General features: G+C 62.0%; 24 protein-coding genes, 1 pseudogene and 1 riboswitch. Of the genes and pseudogenes, 17 read left to right on the forward strand and 8 right to left on the reverse strand.

Features of this window, described 5'->3' with window-relative positions; translation table 11 throughout:
- The 7 genes from ARUE_RS04615 to lhgD all read left to right on the forward strand — a co-directional run bounded on the left by ARUE_RS04615 (window position 1) and on the right by lhgD (window position 6,803).
- A complete protein-coding gene (locus tag ARUE_RS04615) occupies window positions 1-1,218 on the forward strand; it encodes an acyl-CoA dehydrogenase family protein (protein WP_014920884.1) in 1,218 nt (405 codons plus the stop codon).
- 37 nt (window positions 1,219-1,255) lie between these two features.
- Complete coding sequence (locus ARUE_RS04620) at window positions 1,256-1,711, forward strand: MaoC family dehydratase (protein ID WP_014920885.1); 456 nt, start codon at window positions 1,256-1,258, stop codon at window positions 1,709-1,711.
- Between the two features lie 58 nt (window positions 1,712-1,769).
- Complete coding sequence (locus ARUE_RS04625) at window positions 1,770-3,095, forward strand: MFS transporter (RefSeq protein WP_011773702.1); 1,326 nt, start codon at window positions 1,770-1,772, stop codon at window positions 3,093-3,095.
- Window positions 3,096-3,107: 12 nt separating this feature from the next.
- A complete protein-coding gene (gene menE / locus ARUE_RS04630) occupies window positions 3,108-4,658 on the forward strand; it encodes an o-succinylbenzoate--CoA ligase (RefSeq protein WP_014920886.1) in 1,551 nt (516 codons plus the stop codon).
- Window positions 4,655-4,969, forward strand: a complete 315-nt coding sequence (locus ARUE_RS23640) for a DUF3237 family protein (protein ID WP_081589115.1) — start codon at window positions 4,655-4,657, stop codon at window positions 4,967-4,969. The genes menE and ARUE_RS23640 overlap by 4 nt, the downstream gene beginning before the upstream one ends.
- Window positions 4,966-5,457 carry a DUF805 domain-containing protein gene (locus ARUE_RS04635; RefSeq protein WP_011773704.1) on the forward strand — a complete coding sequence of 164 codons (492 nt, stop codon included), beginning with the start codon at window positions 4,966-4,968 and terminating at the stop codon, window positions 5,455-5,457. Before ARUE_RS23640 ends, ARUE_RS04635 begins: the two co-directional genes overlap by 4 nt.
- A gap of 128 nt (window positions 5,458-5,585) precedes the next feature.
- Window positions 5,586-6,803 carry an L-2-hydroxyglutarate dehydrogenase gene (gene lhgD / locus ARUE_RS04640; RefSeq protein ID WP_014920887.1) on the forward strand — a complete coding sequence of 406 codons (1,218 nt, stop codon included), beginning with the start codon at window positions 5,586-5,588 and terminating at the stop codon, window positions 6,801-6,803.
- On the opposite strand, the gene ARUE_RS04645 is transcribed toward lhgD, so the two are convergent.
- A complete protein-coding gene (locus tag ARUE_RS04645; RefSeq protein ID WP_014920888.1) occupies window positions 6,804-7,559 on the reverse strand; it encodes a CPBP family intramembrane glutamic endopeptidase in 756 nt (251 codons plus the stop codon). It abuts the gene before it with no gap.
- 96 nt (window positions 7,560-7,655) lie between these two features.
- On the opposite strand from ARUE_RS04645, the gene ARUE_RS04650 reads away from it, so the two are divergent.
- The 3 genes from ARUE_RS04650 to ARUE_RS04660 all read left to right on the forward strand — a co-directional run bounded on the left by ARUE_RS04650 (window position 7,656) and on the right by ARUE_RS04660 (window position 9,061).
- Complete coding sequence (locus ARUE_RS04650; RefSeq protein ID WP_011773707.1) at window positions 7,656-7,871, forward strand: hypothetical protein; 216 nt, start codon at window positions 7,656-7,658, stop codon at window positions 7,869-7,871.
- Window positions 7,872-7,996: 125 nt separating this feature from the next.
- Complete coding sequence (locus ARUE_RS04655) at window positions 7,997-8,299, forward strand: DUF4193 domain-containing protein (RefSeq protein WP_017199882.1); 303 nt, start codon at window positions 7,997-7,999, stop codon at window positions 8,297-8,299.
- 216 nt (window positions 8,300-8,515) lie between these two features.
- Entirely contained in the window at window positions 8,516-9,061 is a 546-nt protein-coding gene (locus tag ARUE_RS04660; protein ID WP_011773709.1) for an AMIN-like domain-containing (lipo)protein, read from the forward strand.
- Window positions 9,062-9,172: 111 nt separating this feature from the next.
- On the opposite strand, the gene ARUE_RS04665 is transcribed toward ARUE_RS04660, so the two are convergent.
- Together ARUE_RS04665 and ARUE_RS04670 are read right to left on the reverse strand one after the other, a co-directional pair.
- On the reverse strand, window positions 9,173-10,711 hold the full coding sequence (locus ARUE_RS04665) for an APC family permease (RefSeq protein ID WP_011773710.1): 1,539 nt from the start codon (window positions 10,709-10,711) through the stop codon (window positions 9,173-9,175).
- A 12-nt stretch (window positions 10,712-10,723) separates the two neighbouring features.
- Window positions 10,724-11,749, reverse strand: coding sequence for an agmatine deiminase family protein (locus tag ARUE_RS04670; RefSeq protein ID WP_043469821.1), 1,026 nt, complete (start codon window positions 11,747-11,749; stop codon window positions 10,724-10,726).
- A gap of 358 nt (window positions 11,750-12,107) precedes the next feature.
- On the opposite strand from ARUE_RS04670, the gene ARUE_RS04675 reads away from it, so the two are divergent.
- Entirely contained in the window at window positions 12,108-13,646 is a 1,539-nt protein-coding gene (locus ARUE_RS04675; RefSeq protein ID WP_014920891.1) for an HNH endonuclease, read from the forward strand.
- A 13-nt stretch (window positions 13,647-13,659) separates the two neighbouring features.
- Here the strand turns inward: ARUE_RS04675 and map are convergent, their stop codons facing one another.
- Window positions 13,660-14,439 carry a type I methionyl aminopeptidase gene (gene map / locus ARUE_RS04680; protein ID WP_014920892.1) on the reverse strand — a complete coding sequence of 260 codons (780 nt, stop codon included), beginning with the start codon at window positions 14,437-14,439 and terminating at the stop codon, window positions 13,660-13,662.
- 67 nt (window positions 14,440-14,506) lie between these two features.
- Here map and ARUE_RS04685 point away from each other — a divergent pair, with 67 nt between their 5' ends.
- On the forward strand, window positions 14,507-14,809 hold the full coding sequence (locus ARUE_RS04685; protein WP_014920893.1) for a helix-turn-helix domain-containing protein: 303 nt from the start codon (window positions 14,507-14,509) through the stop codon (window positions 14,807-14,809).
- A 2-nt stretch (window positions 14,810-14,811) separates the two neighbouring features.
- On the opposite strand, the gene ARUE_RS04690 is transcribed toward ARUE_RS04685, so the two are convergent.
- Window positions 14,812-15,393 (reverse strand): helix-turn-helix domain-containing protein, encoded by a 582-nt coding sequence (locus tag ARUE_RS04690; protein WP_043469824.1) that lies wholly within the window; start codon window positions 15,391-15,393, stop codon window positions 14,812-14,814.
- Between the two features lie 87 nt (window positions 15,394-15,480).
- On the opposite strand from ARUE_RS04690, the gene ARUE_RS04695 reads away from it, so the two are divergent.
- Window positions 15,481-16,503, forward strand: coding sequence for an NAD(P)/FAD-dependent oxidoreductase (locus ARUE_RS04695; protein ID WP_051024901.1), 1,023 nt, complete (start codon window positions 15,481-15,483; stop codon window positions 16,501-16,503).
- Here the strand turns inward: ARUE_RS04695 and ARUE_RS24615 are convergent.
- The gene (locus ARUE_RS24615) at window positions 16,495-16,710 is read right to left on the reverse strand and encodes a hypothetical protein (RefSeq protein ID WP_043469830.1); all 216 of its coding nucleotides are present in this window, start codon (window positions 16,708-16,710) and stop codon (window positions 16,495-16,497) included. The two genes, ARUE_RS04695 and ARUE_RS24615, sit on opposite strands and share 9 nt — an antisense overlap.
- A gap of 141 nt (window positions 16,711-16,851) precedes the next feature.
- Between ARUE_RS24615 and ARUE_RS24620 the strand changes: the two genes are divergently transcribed.
- Window positions 16,852-17,064, forward strand: a complete 213-nt coding sequence (locus ARUE_RS24620) for a hypothetical protein (RefSeq protein ID WP_043469833.1) — start codon at window positions 16,852-16,854, stop codon at window positions 17,062-17,064.
- A gap of 111 nt (window positions 17,065-17,175) precedes the next feature.
- Here the strand turns inward: ARUE_RS24620 and ARUE_RS04710 are convergent, their stop codons facing one another.
- Complete coding sequence (locus ARUE_RS04710) at window positions 17,176-18,399, reverse strand: amidohydrolase (RefSeq protein WP_014920896.1); 1,224 nt, start codon at window positions 18,397-18,399, stop codon at window positions 17,176-17,178.
- A 90-nt stretch (window positions 18,400-18,489) separates the two neighbouring features.
- Between ARUE_RS04710 and ARUE_RS04715 the strand changes: the two are divergent.
- Both ARUE_RS04715 and ARUE_RS23650 read left to right on the forward strand, forming a co-directional pair.
- A pseudogene (locus ARUE_RS04715) lies at window positions 18,490-19,148 on the forward strand (cyclodeaminase/cyclohydrolase family protein).
- A 249-nt stretch (window positions 19,149-19,397) separates the two neighbouring features.
- Entirely contained in the window at window positions 19,398-20,537 is a 1,140-nt protein-coding gene (locus tag ARUE_RS23650) for a hypothetical protein (protein WP_162486118.1), read from the forward strand.
- Window positions 20,538-20,600: 63 nt separating this feature from the next.
- On the opposite strand, the gene ARUE_RS04725 is transcribed toward ARUE_RS23650, so the two are convergent.
- Window positions 20,601-22,151 (reverse strand): MFS transporter, encoded by a 1,551-nt coding sequence (locus ARUE_RS04725; RefSeq protein ID WP_014920899.1) that lies wholly within the window; start codon window positions 22,149-22,151, stop codon window positions 20,601-20,603.
- Between the two features lie 72 nt (window positions 22,152-22,223).
- Here ARUE_RS04725 and ARUE_RS04730 point away from each other — a divergent pair, with 72 nt between their 5' ends.
- Window positions 22,224-22,763 (forward strand): TetR/AcrR family transcriptional regulator, encoded by a 540-nt coding sequence (locus ARUE_RS04730; protein WP_014920900.1) that lies wholly within the window; start codon window positions 22,224-22,226, stop codon window positions 22,761-22,763.
- Window positions 22,764-22,856: 93 nt separating this feature from the next.
- Window positions 22,857-22,954, forward strand: a riboswitch (glycine riboswitch).
- Window positions 22,955-23,082: the final 128 nt, after the last annotated feature.

Raw genomic sequence — 23,082 nt, forward strand, 5'->3', positions numbered from 1 at the left:
ATGAGCACGACTGCGACACCGGGGACGGATCAGAGGCTGTATTCCGTGGCGGATTGGTACGACGCTGAGGCGCTGCTGAGCACCGAAGAACGCCAGGTGTTGGGCCGCTTGAGGGCCTTCCTGGAGACCGAAGCGAAACCTCTGTTGGCCGAATACTGGGAGAGGGGCGAATTCCCCGAGCAGCTCGCGAGGCCGCTGATCGACCTTGACGTGATGGAACCGGCCGATCTCACCTTTGAGGCCCCCGCGCGGGGAATCTTCCACGGTTTCCGAATCTTCGAACTTGCCCGCACGGACGCTTCCCTGGCTACTTGGTACACCGCTCAAGCTGGACTGTTCCGCACCGCAATCCGGGTGGGTGCCTCCGAAGATCAGCAAAAGGAGTGGATGCCCAAGGTCATCGATTTCTCCCTCAAGGGCGTCTTCTCGTTGACAGAACCGGAGCACGGTTCGGACATCGCGGGAGGGCTTTCCACCACGGCCCGGTTCGAAGCAAACCTCGACGGCGGAACTTGGGTTTTGGATGGCGCGAAGCGGTGGATCGGGGGAGCCTCAACGGCGGATGTGCTGTGCGTTTTCGCCCGCGACGTCGCCGACGGACAGGTCAAATCATTCCTCGTGGACCGCACCGCCGCCGGAGTAACCTTGGAGAAAATCCACGGGAAGACCTCGCTGCGGATGATGCAGAACGCCCACATCACCCTGGACAATGTGCGGGTCCCCGAGGCCATGCGGCTGCACAACGTGAACTCGTTCAAGGACGTTGCCGCGATGCTCAGGGCCATGCGCTCGGATGTTGCCTGGATCGCCACCGGTATCCAGGCCGGCGCCTTCGAAGCCGGCCTGGCCTACGTCAAGGAACGTCAACAGTTCGGCCGGTCCCTGGGCTCTTATCAGCTGGTCCAGGAAAAGCTGGCACGGATGCTCGGCAACATCACGGCATCCCTCTCTCTGGTGGTCCGGCTCACCGAACAGCAGGCATGGGGTATCTACCGGGACCAGGATTCTGCCCTGGCCAAGATGCAGACCAGCCTCATGATGCGCGAAACCGTCGCCCTGGCCCGCGAAGTGGTGGGCGGCAACGGCATAACGCTCGCGGCCGACGTCGCGCGTTTCCATGCCGACGCGGAAGCCGTCTATTCCTACGAAGGCACCCACGAAATCAACGCCCTCATCGTCGGGCGCGTCCTGACGGGCGAGAGTGCTTTCATCCACTGAACAACGCACACCAAAACACAACAACCAGGAGGCAAAGATGCCCAATCTCCTCGTCGATTTCGACACCCTGCTCACCATGTCCGGCAAGGACCTCGGGACCACCGACTACCGCGAAATCACCCAGCAGCAGATCAACCTGTTCGCCGACGCCACCGATGACCAGCAGTGGATCCACACGGACCCCGAGCGCGCCAAGGACGGCCCCTTCGGCGCCCCCATCGCACACGGATTCCTCACCCTGTCCCTGATCATCCCGTTCTGGGGCGAACTGTTCGACGTCGAAGGCGTCACCACCAAGGTCAACTACGGCCTGGACAAAGTCCGTTTCACCTCCCCGGTCAAAGTCGGCTCCAAGGTCCGCATGCACGGCACCATTGCCGAGGTCACCGAGGTCAAAGGCGGAGCCCAGATCAAGGTCAACGCCACCATCGAGATCGAAGGCCAGGAACGCCCCGCCGTCGTGGCCGAATTCCTCGCCCGTTTCTACAAGTAAGAAGCGTTTTTACAAGTAAAGATCCCACCCCTTTTCCCTCCTCTCCCAAGGAACAGCCATGTCAGGACACACTGCGCTCGCACAGTCGAGCACGGCCGCTAAGCGCAAAGAGGCGCGCACGGTCATCATGTCCAGCTATCTGGGCAGCACCATCGAGTTCTACGACTTCCTGCTGTACGCAACGGCCGCCGCGGTTGCCTTCCCCAAGGTGTTCTTCGCCGGTACTGACGAGTGGGTCGGCGTGGTCGCCGCGTATGCCACCTTCGCGGCGGGCTATGTTGCCCGGCCTTTGGGCGGCATCATCTTCGGGCACTTCGGTGACCGCATCGGCCGAAAGGGCATGCTGATCGTCTCCATGGCGATGATGGGCATCGCCTCCACGTTGATTGGACTGATTCCTGGCGCCAACATCATCGGACCGTGGGGTGCCGTGATTCTGGTGGTCCTGCGTGTATGCCAGGGCATCGCCGTCGGCGGTGAATGGGGTGGGGCCGCCCTCATGGCTTTGGAGCATTCGGACCCCAAGAGGCGCGGGTTTGCGGCGTCGTTCGTGAACGCCGGTGCCCCAACGGGCGCAGTTCTGGGCACCGTGGTCATGGGCATCTTCTCTGCCCTTCCCCAGGACGCGTTCCTGGCCTGGGGTTGGCGTGTGCCGTTCCTTTTGTCCTTCGTCCTCTTGATCGTAGGGATGTTCGTCCGGCTCCGGGTCTCCGAGAGCCCGATCTTCGCCGAAGCCGTGGCCAAGGAAAGCGCCCAGGGCTACAAACGCAAGATCCCGCTGCTGGAAGTTCTGAAGCGTCCCAAAGCGCTGATCATGATCATGTTTGCCGGTGCTGCCGGCTTCGGCCTCCAAGTAGTACTGCCCACGTTCTCCGTAACCTATGCAGTATCCAAGGGCGCACCACAGCAGGGCGTACTGTATGCCTTCGCAGGTGCCTCGGCCATCTCCATCCTGTTCGTGCTCCTGGGCGGCCGGTTGTCCGATCGCTTCGGCCGACGTCCGGTCATGGTCACGGGCCTGGCCCTGTTCATCCTGTACCTGTTCCCGATGTTCGGGATGCTCAGCTCCGGCAACATCGCCTTGGTCTTCCTGGCCTTCACGGTGGCGCTGATTCTGCATTCGTCCCTCTACGGGCCCCTTGCAGCGTTCGTTTCCGAGCAGTTCGGCACCACTAACCGCTATACCGGCGCGGCCGTCGGCTACCAGCTGGCAACCTTGATCGGCGCTGGTTTCACCCCGGGAATCGTCGCCGGACTCTACAAGGACGCCGGCCAGAGTATCGTCCCCGTGGTGGTGTTCCTGTCCGTCATGTCGCTGGTATCGATTGTCTTCATCCTGCTGACGCGGGAGTCTAAGAACAACGACCTCTCTACGGTCAGTTAGGAGTACCGGACCATGGACAACAACGGAGTTGGATCCTGGCTGCACCGGCGCCGGATCAAGTCCGGGACCAAAGCGGCCGTTATTTCCGGCGGGCACACTGTGACCTACGCGGAACTCTCAGACAGGACCGACCGCCTGGCCGACGCGCTCAAGGGCAGGGGAGTGGCCAAGGGGGACAGGGTGGCTTACCTCGGTGAGAATCACCCGTCTTTCGTGGAGACATTCTTCGCCTGTGGGCTTCTGGGCGCGATCTTCGTCCCGCTGAATACCCGCCTGGCGGCCCCGGAACTGCAGTTTCAACTACAGGATTCGGGGGCACGGCTCTTGATCGGCGCAGCAACTTTGGAGGTCATAGCCGCCGCCGCAGTGGCGGATACGGAAGTATCCCACCGGCTTGTAGTGGCGCCCGACGACGGCACTGACGGTTCCGTTGTTAAGCTGCCATCCGGCGTCGAGCACTATGGTGAAGTGCTTGACGCGGCACCGGCGACGCCGCTGGACGAGTCCGTGACCTTGGACGATGCCGCCATGATCCTTTACACGTCCGGCACTACCGGCAAGCCCAAAGGGGCGCTGCTGACGCACGGCAACATCACATGGAACTGCATCAACACGGTGGTGGACATGGACCTGAGCCGCAACGACGTAGCCCTCATGATCTCACCGCTGTTCCATGTGGCGTCCCTGGACATGGGATTGCTGCCCATGCTGCTCAAAGGCGCCACGGTGGTGCTTGAATCCAAGTTCGACGCCGGTCGTGCACTGCAGCTGGTGGCACAGCACAAGGTCACCACGCTCAACGGCGTCCCCACCACTTTTCAAATGCTCTGTGACCACCCCGGATGGTCGACGGCGGACCTCACGTCCCTGGAAAAGCTCACCTGCGGAGGTTCCGCGGTTCCGGGCCGGGTTTTGGAGGCGTATGAGCAGCGCGGCATTGGATTCACCAGCTGCTACGGCATGACCGAAACCGCTCCCGGCACCACGATGCTGCCGGTATCGAGGTCCAAAGAGAAGGCCGGGTCTGCGGGATTGCCGCACTTCTTCACGGACGTGCGGATTGCGGATCCACTGGGCGGGATCGCTGCCCTTGGCGAGGTGGGGGAAATCCAGATCTCCGGGCCCAACGTGATCAAGGAATACTGGAACCGGCCGGAGGCCACCGCGGAAAGCTACTCTGATTCGTCGTGGTTCCGCTCCGGCGACATGGGCTACCAAGACGGCGACGGTTTCCTGTTCGTCTCGGACCGCATCAAGGACATGATCATTTCCGGCGGCGAAAACATCTACCCGGCCGAAGTGGAAGCTGCCATTGCGGAGTTGCCGGCGGTGGGGAGCGTGGCCGTGATCGGAGTCGATGACCAGAAGTGGGGTGAGGTGCCCCGGGCGATCGTTACGTTGCGGGAGAACGCTTCTCTCACCGAAGAACAACTGCGCTCGCATCTTGAGGGCCGGTTGGCGCGGTACAAGATTCCCAAGTCCGTAGTGTTCGTGGAGGAAATGCCTCGGACGGCCAGCGGCAAAATCCGGAAGATGGATCTCCGAAAGCAATACGCACAGTGACCGCATTTCCGGAGTCGCCTGCGTTGACGTTCCTCGCGACGTTGAGCGTTGACGTGGGCTCGCCGGTTGACGTGGGGCCAACGCCCGAGGGGCACCGCCGGATCATTCCAATTGTTGGTGGGACTGTCGCCGGCCCCGGACTCAACGGGCGGGGGCTTTCCTGCGACATATTCCGTTATCAGGCTAAATCCGGGTTAATTTCGTCCATCGAACTGCGTAATTCGCTGCTGGGGCATTACGATAGGCACGACTCATCACTGAGTACGACTCATCGCAATGATTCACACCTAGCCCGGGGGAAATACCAATGACCAGCTACCCGCAACAACCTCAGCAAACCGAGCAGTACGGCGTCCAGGCCGGCGAGCCCCCGCTGTGGGCTCCCTACTACGGCGCTCCCATCGGCGCAGCTATAAGGCGTTTCTTCAAGAAGTACACCGCATTCAGTGGCCGCGCGAGCCGCAGTGAGTACTGGTGGGTCGCCCTCGCATTGGGCGTCATCGGGATCGTCCTACAGATCCTCACCGGCATTCTCGGTGCAGCTGGATCCACGACTACCAGCAGCGGAACGGTTCCCGGTCCGGGGGCCGTCGTCGGCCTCATCCTGATTTTCGTTTTCTACCTGGCGGTCCTTATCCCCTCCATCGCACTGCTGGTTCGTCGTCTTCACGATGGCAACTTCAGTGGCTGGCTGGCCCTCCTCGGACTTATCCCGTTCGTGGGTGGACTTGCCATCCTGGTCTTCGCGCTCCTGCCGTCCAACCCGGCCGGCCAGCGTTTTGACCAGCCGACTGCATAGTTTTTCCGCATCAAGTAAAGGGGCGGCACGCAATGTGCCGCCCCTTTTGCGTGCCGTTGTGCTGTTTCGCCTTGGTTGCCGTGAAATGCTGTGACTGACACGGGCCGACCCCAAAGACGAGGAGTGCCATGCCCCACCCTCCACACACGAGAACCATCAAGCGGTGCGCCGTGGTCGGCGGCGGGATCATCGGCATTGCGGTGGCCAGGGAACTCACCAACAGACTCCACGACGTCCAAGTCACCGTGTACGAAAAGGAAGACCGGCTCGCAGCCCACCAGACCGGGCATAACTCAGGTGTGGTCCACGCAGGCCTTTACTACGAACCCGGCGGCCTGAAGGCAAAGCTGTGCCGCAGGGGTGTGGAGTTGCTGCAGGAGTTCTGCACCGCGAAGAACCTTCCCTATGAAGCGTGCGGCAAGTTGGTCATCGCCCAGACACCCGAGGAATCCCAGCGCTTGGACAATATCTTCGCCCGCGCCACAGCTAACGGCGTCCCGGGCGTAAGGATGCTTCGGGGCGAGCAGATACGCGAGGTGGAGCCGAACGCCGTCGGGCTTTCTGCTTTGCATTCGCCGGAAACGGCGATCGTTGACTACACGGCCATCACCAACGCGCTTGCCGACGACGTTCGCGGCTCGGGCGGGGCCATCCGCCTTGGGCAGGAGGTCACGTCTCTCGCGCAGCAGGGCAGTGGAGTAGTGGTCACCACCAAGGACGGAGGCGAACACTATGACCTGGTTGTGGTTTGCGCGGGGCTCCAATCTGACCGGGTGGCCGAGGCGACCGGCGAGCCGGCAACGCCACGGATCGTGCCGTTCTTCGGGCAGTACTTCCTGTTGGGCAAGGAAGCCCGGGACCACGTGCGTGGCCTCATTTACCCCGTCCCGGACCCTAAACACCCGTTCCTTGGCGTCCATCTCACCAAACGTATTGACGGCGAGATGATGCTCGGCCCGAATGCGTTTATCTCATTCGGCCGTGAGTCTTACGCATGGAACGAAGTGAATGTTCGCGACATCCTGAACTACACGCTCTTTCCGGGCTTCTGGAATTTTGCCCGTCAGAATGTGCCGTCAGCTGTTCGCGAATTTCAAACCGTCGTGAGCAAGAAGAGGTTCATCCGCGAGGCTGTTCGTTTTGTGCCGTCATTGGAGGGCGCCACGGTACTTCCCGGGACCCGTGGCGTGCGCGCCCAGGCCATGAACGGTGACGGTTCACTGGTGGACGACTTTGTGATCGCACGACGCCGGGACGCGGTCCTGGTGCGCAACGCCCCCTCTCCGGGGGCTACTTCGTCTATGGCCATCGCGGAGTACATCGTGGAACGGGCTTTGCGGGAGTAGCTAATTTCGCGCAGCCGACAAGATGATAAGCAGCACCAGAGCGTTGTTGACGGAGTGTAAGAGTACGGGCGCCCAGAGGTTCTGATGGAATCTTTTCAGCAGCGCCAACGCGACGCCCAGCACCAAGAGATAGGCAAAGCTCAACGGGACAAGGTGGACAGCTGCAAAGATTGCCGCTGAGATCGCCACGGCGGCAAACGGTCCGCAACGTCGCGACAATCCGCTGAGAAAGGCTCCTCTAAAGAGGACTTCTTCCCAGAGGGGAGTCAACACAGCAACTATCAGGACGGTCAGAGCAATCAGCGGCGCCGGGAGTGTGGCAACCCGGCCCAACGCGCCGTTTGAGGAGTTTTCCGCAGCACCATCTACTCCCAAGAGGCCGAGACCTGCCAAGAAGAGACCTTGGGCGCAGGCGGAAGCCACTATCGCAGCCGGGATCTGCCAGAGTAAGTGCAGCGTGCGCGCGTCCGCCTGTCGGAACCCGAGCATGACGGGAGTGAGCTGGTTTCTGCGAATCAAATGTACGTATGTTGCCAGCATTGCGGCTGCAGTTGCCCCTCCGAGGATAACTGGAACAGCCACTTCGGCGGTGACATGAACCAGGCCGGACAACCCCGCTGCAACTGCTGCCAAGGCCACTGCGGCAACGTAGACAACAACCCACATCAGGGCCCATAAAGCCTGTTTCAGTGACACCGCCGGGGGCGGTTGGGACGTTGCTCCCGCATGGTTAATAGCGTCAGTTGCCAACAGCATCCCCCGAGTTTTCATCATGTGAGCCTAGCGGAGTAGTTAACAAGCTCGTGACGCGGCGGAAACGGCCCCCAAACCCGGGGTGGATACGGTTGCGGCATGATCGCTTCACTGGCCACGCTGGCAACCCGTATCGGCTCCACTCTGGGAGCATGGATTGAGGCAGCCTACGTCCTGGACTGCAGTGTCCCTGAGGAGGACGCAGGGCACGGAACCGTGAGCGAAGTGCTGTGGCTTCCTGCCCTCAGCGGCGTCACGGTCGCCAGTGCGCGGGCCATGCAATCGCATGCTGTGAAGGTGCGTAAAGAGCCTTAGAGCCCGCCCGGATTGCTGCCAAATGTTGCGTTGGGCACACTATTCGTTTATCGCGTGTGATATGCCCTAAACTGCTTCACTGAGGTGCCGGAATGGGCACTATGCAGCAACGAAAGCGAACCTCAATGGCTACTGATTACGATGCCCCGCGCAAGACAGAAGAAGAGTCTCCCGCCGAATCGCTTGAGGCCCTTCAGGCATCCCGTGGGAACACTGCGCAGACTGCGGTCATCGACGTCGAGGAAAACGATACGGCCGAAGGAATCGACCTTCCCGGCGCGGATCTTTCCGGTGAAGAACTGACCGTCATTGTGGTCCCTGAGCAGTCCGACGAATTCACGTGTGGCTCCTGCTTCCTGGTCCGCCACAGGTCCCAGATTGCGCTGGAAAAGAACGGTCTTAAGTACTGCAAGGACTGCGAAGGCTAAATAACGCCCCGGTCACGTTATCTTCGATCACGAACATGTGCGCGAAGACCTTAAAAACGACCGGAAAATGCGGTTGGAAGGGGTCTCCGATGACCCTCCCGTGACCACCCGGCGGCCCTTTTAACGGTTATGTGCCGAAGCGGCCACAACCCACCCAAAGCCCCTGCTGCGCTCCTACTGTTGAAGTATCAACTTCGCCTGAAGGGGGCACAAAAAATGAGGAAATTTGGAGCGGGTTTGGCAGCTGTCCTTGCGGCTGCCGGGCTCGGTCTGGTGGCACCGGGGCCAGCCTCGGCAGCAACTTATTGCGGCATCTCGTGGGGTTCGATGGCCAAAGCCGACCTCGACTGGAGCGCCGCCAATGTCACCAACGTTCGCACGGGCCAACAGCCCTGCTACGACCGTCTGGTGATTGATATGACCGGCAAGGTGGCCGGCTATGTGGTTCAGTATGTTCCGGTGGTGACCCAGGATGCCACCGGCTACCCCATCCCTGTGCTGGGGGATGCTGATCTGCAAGTGATGGTCACGGCGCCGTCGTACAACCAGTACAGCCAGCCGACCTACGAGCCGGCGGCCAAGGCGGAACTGTCCAACGTCTCCGGGTACCAGACGTTCCGGCAAGTCGTTTACGCGGGCAGCTTTGAGGGCACCACGAGCATCGGTCTGGGAGTCCGGGCGCGGCTTCCGTTCCGGGTCTTCACCTTGGACGGACCCGGCGGCGGTTCCCGCCTTGTGGTGGATGTAGCCCACCGCTGGTAGGGGCTTCCCGGAAACGCGGGATTGCGGCCAGAACATACGAAAGCTGCCAGTTCGCCGGAAGAAATCGGGCGAACTGGCAGCTTTCCAGCGTTTTCGAGGCTCTATGGCGAGTTACTCAGGTACCACCAAGGCCGGCGTATCCTTCCGGATGGTCTCGCCGCGGAAGAACCCGGGCCGAACACGGGACATGATCAGCATGACCACAGCGCCCAAGGCCAGGATCCCGATGCCCAGAACGAACACGAGGCCCACTCCGAAGATCTCCGAGCCGCTGCCAAACTCCGGAGCCCAGCTGTCCACGGCGGTCTGCAGGAACACCACGAACAGGCCTACACCACCGAACAGCGGGCATACGAGCCGCAGGAAGAAGTTCCTGGCGCTGGAGAACACGCTGTTACGGAAGTACCAGACGCAGGCGATGGCCGTGAGTCCGTAGTAGAAGCAGATCATCAGGCCCAGGGCCAGGATGGTGTCGTTCAGGACGTTCTCGCTGATCACGTGCATCACCGCGTAGAAGCCCGCGGACAGCACACCCGCCGCAATGGTGGCGAAGCCCGGCGTCGAGAATTTCTTGCTCATGTGGCTGAAGCGCTCAGGCAGGGCGCCGTAGTGCGCCATGGCAAGCAGGCTGCGCGACGGCGAGGTGAACGTGGACTGCAAGGATGCCGCAGAGCTGGACAGCACTGCCAGGGACATGAGGATGGCGAACGGTCCCATCACGGGTGATGCAAGGGCCGTGAACACGTTGGCGTGGTTGTCGGCGTTGTTCAGGCCGATTCCGGTGTCTCCCACGCCGGCGAACATCATGGTGGCGATGGTGACCAGCAGGTAGATGCCCAACACGATGACCGCTGTCAGCGTGCCTGCGAGGCCTGCGGTCTTCTTGCCGTTGGCGGTCTCCTCGTTGACTGTGAGGCAGACGTCCCAGCCCCAGTAGACGAAGATCGACAACGAGATGCCGGCCGCGATCTGCCCGAAGGTTTCGATCTTGGTGACGTCGAACCAATCCCAGCTGAAAGGAACGGCGGTTTCGGACGTGGACCAGTTGGCGAACGCCATACCTACGAACAAACCCAGTACCAACAGCTGGAATCCCACCAGGCCGTACTGGACGATCTTGGTGGTGTGCAGGCCGCGGTAGCTGATCCACACGGCCAGCGCCACGAAGACGAAGCAGGTGGCAACGTTGAGCAGCTTGTTCGAGGCAAGGTCGGCGAGCTCGGGTGAGCCCGTGGCCTGCGCCAGGAACAAGTAGAAGAAGTCCACTGCGACGCCTGCCAGGTTGGACAAGACGATGATGTTGGCCGCGAGCAAGCCCCAGCCACCCATCCAGCCCACCCACGGTCCGAACGCTTTAGTGACCCAGGTGAATGTGGTGCCGCTGTCCGGTGAGTCTGCGTTGAGCTCCCGGTAGGCCAGCGATACCAGAATCATCGGGATGAAACCGATCAGGAAAATGACGGGCAATTGCAGCCCGACTTCGTTGACGGTTGGACCGAGCGCACCGGTGAGTGTGTACGCCGGGGCGATGGTTGAGATGCCAAGAACGACGACGGCGAGGAGCCCCAGCTGCCCCGTCTTCAGTCCCTTGCCGCTGATGTCATGCGACTCTGCAGCTTCATTGCCGCTGCGGCGGATTGTCTGGCTCATGTAAGGCCCTTTCTAGATGGCCGAAGGCTGCTGCTGCGTGATGCAGTGGATACCGCCGCCCCGTGCGAAAAGTTCGCGTGCGTCAACACCGATCACGCGGCGTCCGGGGTAGGCGTCGGCGAGAATGCGGAGTGCTTTCTCGTCCATGGGGTCGTTGAAAGTGCAGGCGATAACCCCGCCGTTGACCACAAGGTGGTTGATGTAGCTGTAGTCCACAAACCCCTCATCGTCGGTAAGAGTTTCCGGGGCGGGAACTTCGATGATGTTCCAGTCCCGGCCAGCTGCGTCATGGGTGGTGCGCAGGAAGTCGATGACCTCGCGGGAGACCGTGTAGTCGGGGTGCTCGGGGTTTTGCTGGGAGTGGACCAGCAGAGTGCCCGGGCTGGGAATCACGGCCACGATGTCCACGTGTCCGCGGGTGCCGAACTTTTCGGAGTCGCGAGTGAGGCCGCGAGGAAGCCACACCACGTGGGTGGCGCCGATGGTGCGGGCAAGTTCCTGCTCGATGTCAGCCTTGGTCAGGCCTGGATTGCGACCCTGATCGAGCTGCACAGTCTCGGTGACCAGGACGGTACCTTCGCCATCAACGTGTATGCCTCCGCCCTCGTTGACGATTCCCGAGGGGAGGTGCCGGGCGTTGGCGCGGCCGCTGACGTACTCGGCAATGAGCGAGTCCTTGTCCCATGCAGCCCAGTCCTGACCGCCCCAGCCGTTGAAGATCCAGTCCACGGCGCCCAGTTGCTTATTGGAATCCAGAACGAACGATGGTCCGATGTCCCGCATCCAGGCATCGTTGAGGTCAGCTGTAATGACCTCAACGCGCGGATCCAGATAGCGCGCGGCGGTCTCGACGTCGTCGGGCGCTACCACCATGGTGACCGGCTCAAAATCAAGGATGGCGTTAGCGACGGCGGCCCATGTGGAACGTGCTGCGTGCGCCTCCTGTTCGGTGTCACCCAAGGTGTAGCCGCCGGTGGGGAATGCCATCCACACGCGGTCCTGCGGGGCCGTCTCGGACGGCATGCGCCAGGCGCTCACGCGGTGACTGCCTGGAGTGACTGGGCGTCGAGGTCCGGGTGGTCGGGTTCCGGGCTCGGTGCGAGCCAACTGGTTTCAATCATGGGGCTTGTACTCCGTGAGACGACGATCACTAAATGAATTGCGTTCATTTAGTATGGCGGGAGTCACCTCCTGATGCAAGGGGTGAAACAGGTGCCCCGTATTTGTGACCGTTATGGGGGACCGCGATGGGTGGGTCGGGCAGGGCTAATGAGGGGCGACGTCTCGGCTCTTTGCGAAGCGACCTGGCGCTCGCAGACGCTCCTCTGGGGCCCGGTTTTCCACATAGAAAGGTTGGGGTCTGATAGTGCTCCGTGATGGCTGGAAGGGTTGAGTCATGGAGCAGATTCGGGGCAGCCAAGCGGGCGCGGGGGTCGTGCCTGCCCCCGTTCCGGGGCCTCGGTCGCGTGATACAACGCCCCGGGTTTCGGATCTCATCACGCTCCTGAGCGCGGTCCGGCTGGGCACGGAGAGTGGAGAGCTGATCGATCAGATCCGCGGGTTGGAGAATCTGAAGTCCGCCATCACCGGCCTCCAGGCCCGGATCGCTGTGGCCTTTGACCTTATGCAGAGACAGGAACAGGCAGAGGCTGGCGTTCCCGCGTCCGAACGCGGCCAGGGTGTTGGGACCCAGATAGCGTTGGCCAGGCGTGAGTCCCCGAACCGCGGGTCCCTGTTCCTCGGCTTTGCGAAGGCTTTGGTGACGGAGATGCCGCGGACCTTGACCGCGTTGGAGTCGGGCCAGCTCAATGAGTGGCGTGCCTCCCTGCTGGTGAAGGAGACTGCGTGTTTGTCTGTGGAAGACCGGTGCGCGGTGGATGAAGAACTTGCAGCCGATACCGGGACGTTCGAGGGGAAACGCGACCGGGCGGTCATCGCCGCAGCGAAAGCCGCTGCATATCGGCGGGATCCCCGTTCGGTTGCCAGACGTGCCAGCCGTGCAGTCGCCGAGCGGACCGTGAGCCTGCGTCCTGCCCCGGATGCCATGACCTACCTGACCGCCCTGCTGCCCGTCGCCCAAGGTGTGGCCGCCTATGCTGCACTCACCAGGGCTGCTGATTCGGCCCGTGCCCGTGAAGACGCGGGGTCGGGCGGCGATGCCCGGAACCGGGGCCAGGTCATGGCCGACACCTTGGTCGAACGCATCACCGGCAAGCGTGGCGGGGTCAGTGGCGTCGATCTTCAACTGGTCATGGCCGACCGAGCTCTTCTTCAGGGCGACAGCGAGCCGGCCCGGCTCGCGGGCTACGGAATCGTCCCTGCGGAATGGGCCAGGAAGATGCTGGCTGAGGGGCATGATCGGATCGAAGATCAGGAGCGGCGGGAGGAATCGTCGGATCGCTTCGACTTCAAGGTACTACTCCGCCGGCTCTACACCGCACCGGGCACCGGTGAGCTGCTGGCCATGGACTCCAAAGCCCGGTTCTTCCCGCCACGGCTCAGACGGTTCATTGAAACCCGGGACGACACCTGCCGCACCCCGTACTGCGACGCGCCCATCCGGCATATCGACCACATCATCCCCTGGCATGCCGGCGGGGCCACCACTCTGGAGAACGGTGCCGGGCTCTGCGAAGCCTGCAACCACACCAAAGAAAAACCCGGCTGGAACAGCAAAACCGTGCAAACGGACGGGCAGGGTATGCACACAGTGGAAATCAGCACACCCACAGGGCACACGTACAGTTCCACCGCACCGGCGCCGCCGGGGTATGTCCGGGCCAAGCCGTCACCACCCACGCCGTCTGTAGCTACGTCGAGTGAGTCTGCTGCGGATGTGGCTAACTCGTCGGTTCAGCTGCCGGAGCCTTACCCTCCGGAAGATGCGGAGTTTCGGCCCGGGGACCAGCATCAACGGCGCATGGCGGAGGTTTAACCTTGGTCCGCGTCTAGCCAGCCAGCGTGGGCAGGGTCAGAATTTCGGCGCCGTCATTGGTGATGGCAATGGTGTGCTCACTGTGGGCCGTCCGGCAACCTGTGACGCTACGGAGCGTCCAGCCGTCGGCGTCGGTGACAAGCTGGGCGGTATCGGCCATGACCCAGGGCTCCAAGGCGAGCAGCAATCCCGGGCGCAGCTTGTAACCGCGGCCGGGGCGTCCCATGTTCGGGACGTGCGGATCCTGATGCATGGTGGAGCCGATACCGTGGCCTCCGAACTCGGTGTTGACGGGGTAGCCGGCATCGCTGAGGACCGAGCCGATGGCGTAGGAGAGGTCGCCGATGCGGGCGCCGGGCCGGGCGGCCTCTATGCCTGCGCGCAATGCTCGTTCGGTCGCATCGATCATCGCGACACTCTCCGCCGGCTTAGACTCGCCCACGATGAAGCTGATGGCCGAGTCTGCTGCGATTCCGTCTTTCAAGACGGCCAGGTCCAGGGTCAGCAGATCGCCGTCGGCCAAGGTGTAGTCCCTGGGCAATCCGTGCAGGACGGCGTCGTTGACGCCGGTGCAGATGTAGTGGCCGAATGGCCCGCGTCCGAAGGAAGGGGCGTAGTCGACGTAACAGGAGACACCGCCGGCTTCGAGGATCATGCTCTTTGCCCACCGGTCTATGTCCAGAAGGTTTGTGCCCACAGTTACGCGGCCCTTCAGGGTGTGCAGAATGTTGGCGACCAGGGCGCCAGCTTCCTTGGCACGGCCGAGTTCTGCGCGGCTCAGGATCTCAATCATGCGGGGCCTTTCTAGTGACAACCAATAACTATCCCGGCCATATTATCCCGGTATTACAATTGGAGCCATGGTCAGGTTGCCACTTACACCCGCAGAGGCCGAGCGCGGACAGCGTCTCGGTGCTCTGTTGCGTCGTGCCCGGGGTGACCGCTCCATGCTGGAGACCGCCCTCGACGCCCGGGTCTCACCCGAAACGCTTCGTAAGATCGAGTCCGGCCGGGTGGCGACGCCCGCTTTCCCTACTGTTGCTGCAATTGCCGATGTACTTGGACTTTCCCTCGATGAGGTGTGGGCCGAGATCAACCTGCCTGACCCTGGTGTTGAGTCAGGCGGCTCGCGTCGGAACGCGCGTGAATGGTTGGCTTCGTAGCGTCAGCGCTTGGGCCGTGCCCGCACGTGGAGGCGTTCGCCCTGCTGCCCGAAGAGGGTTAGAAGCTCCACCGGGTCTGACGTGGCACTCGCGAACCAGTGGGGCGTCCGGGTATCAAACTCCGCCACCTCGCCCGGTTTCAGGACAAAGTCATTCTCGCCCAGGACCAGCCGCAGCTTGCCGTTGAGGACATACACCCAGTCGTAGCCCTCGTGTGATTGCGGCGTTGGAGTCTGCCTGCCTGAGCCGCCCTTGAGGACCATTTTGAAGGCCTGGATTCCGCCGGGGCGGCGCGTCAGGGGAACGGCAGTTCCCCATTCGTGGATGTGTGGCTTGAGGTGGATTCGCGGGTCGCCGGTTTCCGGGGCATCGATCAACTCTTCGAGCGGGACTTGGTGCAGCCGGGCTATGGGGAGGAGTAGCTCGAGCGTTGGTTTGCGCTGACCTGATTCCAGCCTTGAGAGCGTGCTGACGGAAATCCCTGTCGCTTCCGAGGCCTCTGCAAGGGTCACGTTGCGTTGGGTTCGCATGGCACGGAGCCTTGGCCCCACGGCGTCAAGCATTGTGCTGAAGTCGGTTGTCATGTATCCAGCTTGCCATATTGGCAAACTTCCTTGCTGATCTGCTGGACTCTGCCCAACCATGGAATGAGCGGCGCAACGCCGCCAGATATGCGTGGAGGTACAGTGAGTCAAGAATCAGTGAACAACCGGATGGGCGCGGAATACGACGTCGTTGTTGTCGGTGGTGGCGCAGCTGGGTTAAGTGCTGCGGTCACGCTGGGACGGGCCTTGAGATCCGTCCTGGTCATCGATGCCGGGGAGCCGCGGAATGCTCCTGCCGCAGGCGTGCATGGCTTCCTGTCGCGGGACGGGATCAATCCCAAGGAACTGCTGGCACTCGGACGCGCGGAGGCGAACCAGTATGGGGCAGCCATCGTGGAGGGCGTCGCCGTTACGGCGCGTTCGACGACGGGCCTCACGGAGGGTTCCGTGCTCGCCTTTGAGGTGGACCTGGCCGACGGCCAAACGGCGAGAGCGCGGCGCTTGCTGGTCACCACCGGACTGGTGGACCTGCTGCCGGACGTTCAAGGTCTTGGTGAACGGTGGGGCAAAGACGTCCTGCACTGCCCCTATTGCCACGGCTGGGAAGTGCGGAGAAAGCAGATCGGCATCATAGGCTCGGGACCAATGGCGTTGCATCAGGCGATGCTGTTCCGCCAATGGAGCTCCGACATCACGTTGTTCCTGAATGACGTGGTGGAACCGACGGACGAACAGTGGGAGCAGTTGGCTGCCCGTTCCATCACCGTCGTGGACGGGCGTGTCCAAGCATTGGAAGTCACTCATGACGTCCTGACCGGTGTTGTGCTGGCCTCCGGCACTGTGATTCCTGTGGAAGCCGTCGTCACTGGCTCCCGCATGGAGGCACGGAGCGGCGTGCTGGAATCCCTGGGCGTTCCCTCGGTGGAGCACCCTATGGGGGTTGGAAGCCACGTTGAAGTCAATCCCATGGGCGGTGCAACGTCAGTGCCGGGTGTCTACGCTGCCGGAAACGTCACCGACCTCATGGGACAGGTCATGGCCTCCGCAGCCGCAGGTGTCATGGCCGGGGCAGCTATCAATGCCGACCTCATCGCCGAGGAGACGAGGCTTGCCGTGGAAGCAGCGCGGTCTTCAACCGTGTCACGTTAGGGGCTCGCCGGACCGCAGCTCAGCGCCGTGAGGCGACGCATGGGCTGCCGTCCAGCTGGCCAGGAACCCGGTGAGTTCGATTTCTCCCGCCAACGCGTTTCGCAACGTCTTCCTGGCGGTCCTGTGGAAATGGACGTTATGGCGTGCCCAGCGGGTGGACTCGACCTCCATCTTCGCGTTGCGGACATACGCAGGAGTGCCGGTCATGCCGGAGAGTATTCGTTCGATGAGCTCGTTGGGCGCGCGCCAGTACAACTCAGCGCCGATACAGCTGAAGGCTGGCGAAAACAGTCGACTTGTCGCTTTGACGGGAGGACGATTAAGGGACAGCCACTAAGGAGGTTGGTCATGTGCTACGCGCACTATGACGACTTCGAGCGGCGCACGAAGAAGGACTCCGTGCGCAAGCCTGAAGCACGCACGTCTGAGGCACCCAAGGACCAGGAACCTGCACAGAGCCGTCCACGGACGGAAGGAACGCTATTTACCTTCCTGGCCCGCCGTCGCAGGGAATCCGAGGTTTCCGAACCGAGGATCCACCGCATCCACGAGAAAGTCTAGGGATCCCTTGACCCGATCGAAGAAGCTGGACTGATTTAAGAATTAAGCAAAGGTAAGGCGCTGCGCTCGCAGCGCCTTACCTTTTGCGGCCTTGCTGCAGAAGGCTGGGCCTTACGACTCAGCGGCCAAGAATTCCCGCGCAGCCGTCACCAGAGCTTCAGTTCCGCGTGCCAGCGTCGGCTGGATTATGGGCGCAAAGTAGGGCGAGTGATTCGACGGAATGTCCTCGGGAAGGCGACCCGTTGTTGCCCACTCCTTGAACAAGGAAGGCTCGGCCCCTCCTAGGAACCAGAAAACCAGGGGAGCGCCGGCAGCTTTCGCCAAGGCTCCAACGTCTTCGCTGCCGGACACGGGACCGGGGTCGATGATCTGCGTTTCGCCAAATTTTGCCGTGAAAGCTGCCGACACCCTCGCAGTGGCAGCTGCATCGTTGACGGTCAGCGGGAAGTGCTCTTCGAAATGAATCTCCGGTTCCTTGGGAGCACCTGATGCTGTGGCTTCGCCCTGGGCAATGCGCTCAATTGAACCGAGGATCTTATCCCTGGTGGCATCGCTGAATGACCGGACGCTGAGGCCCAACGTTGCCGTTTCCGGAATGATGTTGTTCTTGGTCCCGGAGTGAATCTGCCCAACTGTCACCACCGCGGAGTCACTGGCGGCGAGCTCACGCGACACAATTCCCTGGAGCCGGACAGTGGTTGCAGCCGCCATCAGCACCGGATCAACAGTGGTCTCGGGGCGTGATCCGTGCCCGCCCCGACCATGCAAGGTGATGTTGAGCGAATCGGCGGACGCCATGGTGACGCCGGGACGGACACCGAACCATCCGGCGGGGAAGGGGGCCACATGTTGGCCCAGGACGACGTCCGGTTTCGGCACAGTGTCGTACAAGCCATCGGCCACCATGGTTTCCGCCCCGCCGCCCCATTCCTCGGCCGGCTGGAACACGGCGATCAGTGTGCCTTGCCACTCATCACGTTGCGCGGCCAGAACCTCCACCGCGCCAACAAGGCAGGTCACGTGCACGTCATGGCCGCAAGCGTGCATGACCGGCATGTCCTTGCCTTCGTGATCAACACCCATCGCCGTGCTTGCGTACTCCAGGCCCGTTGCTTCCTTTACGGGCAAGCCGTCCAAGTCTGCCCTGAGCATCACCGCCGGTCCGGGCCCATTGTCCAGAACGCCAACAACCCCGGTCTTTCCGATGTTGCGATGAACGGTGAAGCCAAGTTCTTCGAGGTAACCCGCGGCGATCCCGGCAGTTCGGGTCTCTTGGAAGGACAACTCAGGATGGGAGTGCAGGTCCTTGTAAAGCTCTTCGAGGTCAATGGTCATGAGTCTGCCCTTTTCATTCGACGCCTAGGTCTGGCCAGTGTATCCAGCCCGAAGCTGCAAAGGCGGGGAAGCCCCGGCACACTGGATGGCATGAACGATTCTGAATCAGTCACGACGCAGATATCCACAGTTGATGAGTGGACCAAAGCCTTGGCGGAGTCCACCGGATCGCCGGGCGGGGGTGCAGGGACGGGGTCATGCTCTCCATCGCGGCCTCGTTGACGTCCATGGTGGCCGGATATACCGAGGCGGAGGAGGCCCAGCGCGAACAGCTGAACGGCATCCACTCCCGGGCGCACGAACTCCGACGAATTGCCCTTCAACTAGCCGACGACGACGCGTCCGCCTCCAACGCCTTCGGCGCTGCCTTCCGTCTCGACCCCGGTCCGGAACGCGACGAAGCAATACATCAAGCGTCCGTCCATGCTGCCAAGGCATCAGCGGTTCTGGGGGAGCGGGCCATCGACGCCATTGAAGATCTCGGCTGGCTCGCTTCCAACGGCAATCCTGCGCTTATTGCAGATGTCGTGGTCGGGTTCGGAGCCCTCCGCGCAGCCATAGCCGGAGCACGAACCAACGTGAGCTTCGACCTCGCATCCCTGACCTCCGCGGGCACCGCACTGGAGGAAATTAGGAAACAGCATCCAGAACTATGGAATACAGTCACCCGACTCAGCGACGCCCTCGACAGAATTGATGGACTGACGGCCGGCGTAGACAAAAAAGCAGCGCCGACCGAAGCTGTCTAGCTTCAGTCGATGTGCGTCTTTGCATCACGATCCGTCTTTCCCCGCTACTTAACTACCGACTAAGAACACGAAGTGAGGAAAGGACAGGTTGACGTGATCTTCAGGAAAAGGGCAGCACCTTTGACGCCGATTCCGGAGCCGCCGTCGGGTCTCTCCACATTCAGGGTGCAGGTTGGTGCGATCACGGTGGAAGGTCTGGCCCGGGAGGACTGCGGTTCTGCCGTGGAGGTCATTCTAGGAGCGGTTTCCATGGCTGATCCAAAGGATCTGGTCGATGGTCTCCGGTATTCACACGGCTCCTGGTACTTCAATCTGCACCAGACCGCCCGAAAGAGTTTCCGTGTCAGCGCTGTGGACCTTTCCGGCCCGGGTCTTGAGTCTTCTACCTGGGATCTGAGCTACGCCGCTACGTTGTTGGCAGTTCAGTCGACGTGGAGCAAGTCCGTGAGTGAGACGGCCTGGTCGCCTGTGAAGTTGGGGCAGACGTTACGTGTGTCCCCGTCGGCATTGGACATGCCGCGAGTCACCCTAAGGCGGGAGGAACCCACAGAGCCAAATGATTCGGGCTGGGTAGTGGGACCAGGGGCAGCTGCAGATCAGGAAGTGTTGCCCGTGCACGACGTTATCAGGCGCAGGGGAAATTTGGCTCGAGCCTTGACGTTGCCGGTAGGTGCCCGAGTAGAGACATCAGGGAAGAAGCTTGTCAGTATTTACGCCGCCTCTGACCGATTCTGCTGGGGAGTTCGCGATGGGTTGATCGGCATGGAAATCCCTACCCCGAAATCGTTGGCCCGTCGGTGGGCAGTAGTGTCGGCCGTTAAGACGGCCCTTGGGTACGGTGACTCCTGCAACGGCTCCCAGAACCATATGTATCATGACGACGGCGGAGGCAACTGGGTGGCCATGGACGTCCTCGATGACCAAAGGGCATTGCTCTACGGCCACGACCACGAGGCCAGCGAAAACGTGCTCAGCGGCACCGGCGGGGACTCGGACGTTGAAATGAACTTGCTGGCCAAAACCCCGGACTGGTGGAACGCTGGCCTTCCGCGGGAGGGCGTTCCGATCGGTTTCGTCTTTGGGTTTGAAGGAGGATCCTGGGCCCGCGCCGAATACGACCACGCGGACGGCTTCCTTTCAGTCGGCTTCCCGATGAAATCCGACGAGGCCCTTGCCGAGGAGATTGTTGACTGGATCGGTGACGCCAGCCGAAGGTCAGGCACGCGTCACATTCCCGCACCCGCGGACCTGATGGCAGCCATCAGTGAAGGGGCCAACATCACTGTGGAAGTACTCGGGGCCATTTGTGGTCCGGGTATCGGGGACCTCGAAGCCGGGGTGGCCGCAGCCCGGAACTTCTTGGAGCCGAAGAACAGCAGTGCGGACTGACAGCCGGCGTAGACAAAAAGCAGCGCCGACCGAAGCTGTCTAGCTTCAGTCGGCGCTGTGCCTTTACTGCGCCTTCGGCACACGCCGGAGCACGACGGCGGCGAGCACTGCCGCGCCAGCCATCAGTACCAGCCCAATCGCCGCAGTGATGTGAACACCGGACTCGAAAGCTGTCCGGGCGGCATGTGTCAATGCCTCTGACAACGGGGCCGGAAGTGCGGCCGCCGCATCAACAGCGCCGGCCAGCGTTTCCGTGGAATTCCCGGCAGCCTGCTCCGAGATGCCGTCCGGAATGATCAGGTTGTGCTGGTAGGACGCCGTGAGGATGGAGCCGAGTACAGCGGTTCCCAGGAGCGATCCCAGCTCGTAGCCGGTCTCGGAGATGGCCGAGGCCGCTCCGGATTTGTCGGCCGGCACTGAGGCCAGGATCAGGTCGTTGGAGATGGTCTCCGCGGCACCCACACCAACTGCGAGGACAGTCAGGGCTGACAACAGGAACACGGGTCCGCTGCCGTGGTCGCCCACAACCACAATCAAGTAGCCCACGGCGCTGAGCGTCAGGCCCGCGGCCACAACGAATCCAGGCCGCACGCGCTTGACCAGCGGCACCACCAGCAAGCCGGCGACAACCGTAGCCAGGAGGGCGGGGATCATCGCGATGCCTGCCTCCATGGGGGACTGGCCCTCAACAAGTTGCAAGTGCTGGGCGAAGAAGTAGATGAAGCCCGTCATGGAGAACAGGGACAGGACATTCGCCACGATTGCCGTGCTGAACACCTTGTTCTTGAACAAGGCAACGTCCAACATGGGGTTCTCGATCCGCTGCTGACGACGGACGAAAAGAATGCCCATCACCACGCCGAGGCCCATGAAAGCAGCTGCGGACGCCCCAAAACCGTGAACCGCGAATTCCTTGATGCCGTAAACGAACGGCGCCATGGTGACTACGGACAGGAAGATGCTGGGCACGTCAACACGGCCGGGATTGGCGTCCCTGGACTCGGGAATCAGGACCCGGCCGAAAGCCAGGAGCGGGAGGAGCAGGAAAGCTGCCACAAGGAAGACGGCACCCCACCAGAAGTGTTCAACCAGCCAACCGCCGAAGATCGGACCGAGGGCGGCACCGCCGGAGAAGCCGGCAGCCCAGACAGCGATCGCTAGCCGGCGACGGTTCGGGTCGGTAAAGATGTTCCGGATCAGGGAGAGCGTGGAGGGCATCAGCATGGCGCCGAAGACGCCAAGGCCGGCGCGTCCGGCAATCAGCCATTCCGCGGTCGGTGCGAATGCCGTAGCAGCCGACACCGCAGCGAAGCCTGTGCTGCCGATCAGCAGCAACCGGCGTCGTCCGATCCTGTCGCCCAAGTTGCCCATGGACACCAACAACGCGGCCAGGACCAGGGGATAGGCGTCCACGATCCAGAGAAGTTGGACGCCGCCAACCTCCAGGGATCGGGCAATCTCGGGCAGGGCAAAGGTGAGCGCGGTGTTGTCGACGGCCACCAGCAGTACCGGGAACATCAGGAGCGCCAGAGCCGTCCAATCGCGCCACGGTGCTGCCTGGCCCTTAACGGGACGAGCGGAACGGGGTGCTTGGGTTGAGGACGGCGAGTACATGTCACTTACTGTACCGTCCAGACGGTACAGTTTCAAATGGAACCCCCCAAGCCTTTAGGGAATGATGTACCTATGCCACGAAAACCAGTTGCCCGGGATGCCGTCCTGGATGCCTACGAAGCCCTCCTTATTGAGGTAGGGGAGCGGGCTGCCACTCTCGATGCGGTTGCCAAGCGCGCAGGGGTGTCCAAAGGTGGGCTGCTGTACCACTTTCCCAATAAGGAAGCGCTGACCACGGCCCTTTTGGAGCGCCTGGACCTGCTCGCCGATGAAGATACCGAACTGATGAAGGCAGCACCGGATGGTTCGGCTGCCTACTTCATCAGGTCCTCGCTCTGGGCAGATACGCCCATGGATCGGGCCTTCGTCGCCGCTACCAGGCTGGCTGAGGTGGCTCACGAGGAAACCCGCCGCAGGTTTGCTGCTATCCAGCAACGGTGGCTGGACGTGCTGGCGGAGGATGTTGGACCCGAGGTTGCCAAAGCTGTGAGTTACATGGGCGACGGCCTCTATTTCAATGCGATTTTTGAAGGCGGGCAGGAGGGCGGAAACGCCGGGCGGGAGGCCGACGTTGAAATCCTGCTGGGAGTCCTCGAACGGCTACGGAAGTAGCGATTCATCCATTTGCTGCAGCGCCCCGGACGTAGGACAATTAACCCTTGTGGCGTGCCCAACGCGGTGCCCACACACAACTGAACATGCCTTTGATCTGCGGCGGGAGAGTCCTGCAAGCAAGTGATGCAGGCGCCGTAGGAGCAAACCCTCCCCAGGAATCTCTCAGGCCCACGCACCGCCGCGGCGAGGCAACTCTGGAAAGCAGCAGGCACGGAACCCACCTCAGGGTGAAAGTGCTGTGCTCACCGACGGTGCAAGCGATGGTTGTTCACGCAACGCGCGGAAACTCTCAGGTCCAATACAGAGCGGGGAGGAA

Origin of the sequence: Arthrobacter sp. Rue61a (assembly GCF_000294695.2) — a bacterium.
GTDB lineage: Bacteria > Actinomycetota > Actinomycetes > Actinomycetales > Micrococcaceae > Arthrobacter > Arthrobacter aurescens_A.

Bases quoted from the DNA above. Each gene is read 5' to 3' on its own strand.
- ARUE_RS04615 (WP_014920884.1), top strand. From the start codon at position 1: ATGAGCACGACTGCGACACCGGGGACGGATCAGAGGCTGTATTCCGTG.
- ARUE_RS04620 (WP_014920885.1), top strand. From the start codon at position 1,256: ATGCCCAATCTCCTCGTCGATTTCGACACCCTGCTCACCATGTCCGGC.
- ARUE_RS04625 (WP_011773702.1), top strand. From the start codon at position 1,770: ATGTCAGGACACACTGCGCTCGCACAGTCGAGCACGGCCGCTAAGCGC.
- menE (WP_014920886.1), top strand. From the start codon at position 3,108: ATGGACAACAACGGAGTTGGATCCTGGCTGCACCGGCGCCGGATCAAG.
- ARUE_RS04635 (WP_011773704.1), top strand. From the start codon at position 4,966: ATGACCAGCTACCCGCAACAACCTCAGCAAACCGAGCAGTACGGCGTC.
- lhgD (WP_014920887.1), top strand. From the start codon at position 5,586: ATGCCCCACCCTCCACACACGAGAACCATCAAGCGGTGCGCCGTGGTC.
- ARUE_RS04645 (WP_014920888.1), bottom strand. From the start codon at position 7,559: ATGCTGTTGGCAACTGACGCTATTAACCATGCGGGAGCAACGTCCCAA.
- ARUE_RS04650 (WP_011773707.1), top strand. From the start codon at position 7,656: ATGATCGCTTCACTGGCCACGCTGGCAACCCGTATCGGCTCCACTCTG.
- ARUE_RS04655 (WP_017199882.1), top strand. From the start codon at position 7,997: ATGGCTACTGATTACGATGCCCCGCGCAAGACAGAAGAAGAGTCTCCC.
- ARUE_RS04660 (WP_011773709.1), top strand. From the start codon at position 8,516: ATGAGGAAATTTGGAGCGGGTTTGGCAGCTGTCCTTGCGGCTGCCGGG.
- ARUE_RS04665 (WP_011773710.1), bottom strand. From the start codon at position 10,711: ATGAGCCAGACAATCCGCCGCAGCGGCAATGAAGCTGCAGAGTCGCAT.
- ARUE_RS04675 (WP_014920891.1), top strand. From the start codon at position 12,108: ATGGAGCAGATTCGGGGCAGCCAAGCGGGCGCGGGGGTCGTGCCTGCC.
- map (WP_014920892.1), bottom strand. From the start codon at position 14,439: ATGATTGAGATCCTGAGCCGCGCAGAACTCGGCCGTGCCAAGGAAGCT.
- ARUE_RS04685 (WP_014920893.1), top strand. From the start codon at position 14,507: ATGGTCAGGTTGCCACTTACACCCGCAGAGGCCGAGCGCGGACAGCGT.
- ARUE_RS04690 (WP_043469824.1), bottom strand. From the start codon at position 15,393: ATGACAACCGACTTCAGCACAATGCTTGACGCCGTGGGGCCAAGGCTC.
- ARUE_RS04695 (WP_051024901.1), top strand. From the start codon at position 15,481: ATGCGTGGAGGTACAGTGAGTCAAGAATCAGTGAACAACCGGATGGGC.
- ARUE_RS24615 (WP_043469830.1), bottom strand. From the start codon at position 16,710: ATGACCGGCACTCCTGCGTATGTCCGCAACGCGAAGATGGAGGTCGAG.
- ARUE_RS24620 (WP_043469833.1), top strand. From the start codon at position 16,852: ATGTGCTACGCGCACTATGACGACTTCGAGCGGCGCACGAAGAAGGAC.
- ARUE_RS04710 (WP_014920896.1), bottom strand. From the start codon at position 18,399: ATGACCATTGACCTCGAAGAGCTTTACAAGGACCTGCACTCCCATCCT.
- ARUE_RS23650 (WP_162486118.1), top strand. From the start codon at position 19,398: ATGGCTGATCCAAAGGATCTGGTCGATGGTCTCCGGTATTCACACGGC.
- ARUE_RS04725 (WP_014920899.1), bottom strand. From the start codon at position 22,151: ATGTACTCGCCGTCCTCAACCCAAGCACCCCGTTCCGCTCGTCCCGTT.
- ARUE_RS04730 (WP_014920900.1), top strand. From the start codon at position 22,224: ATGCCACGAAAACCAGTTGCCCGGGATGCCGTCCTGGATGCCTACGAA.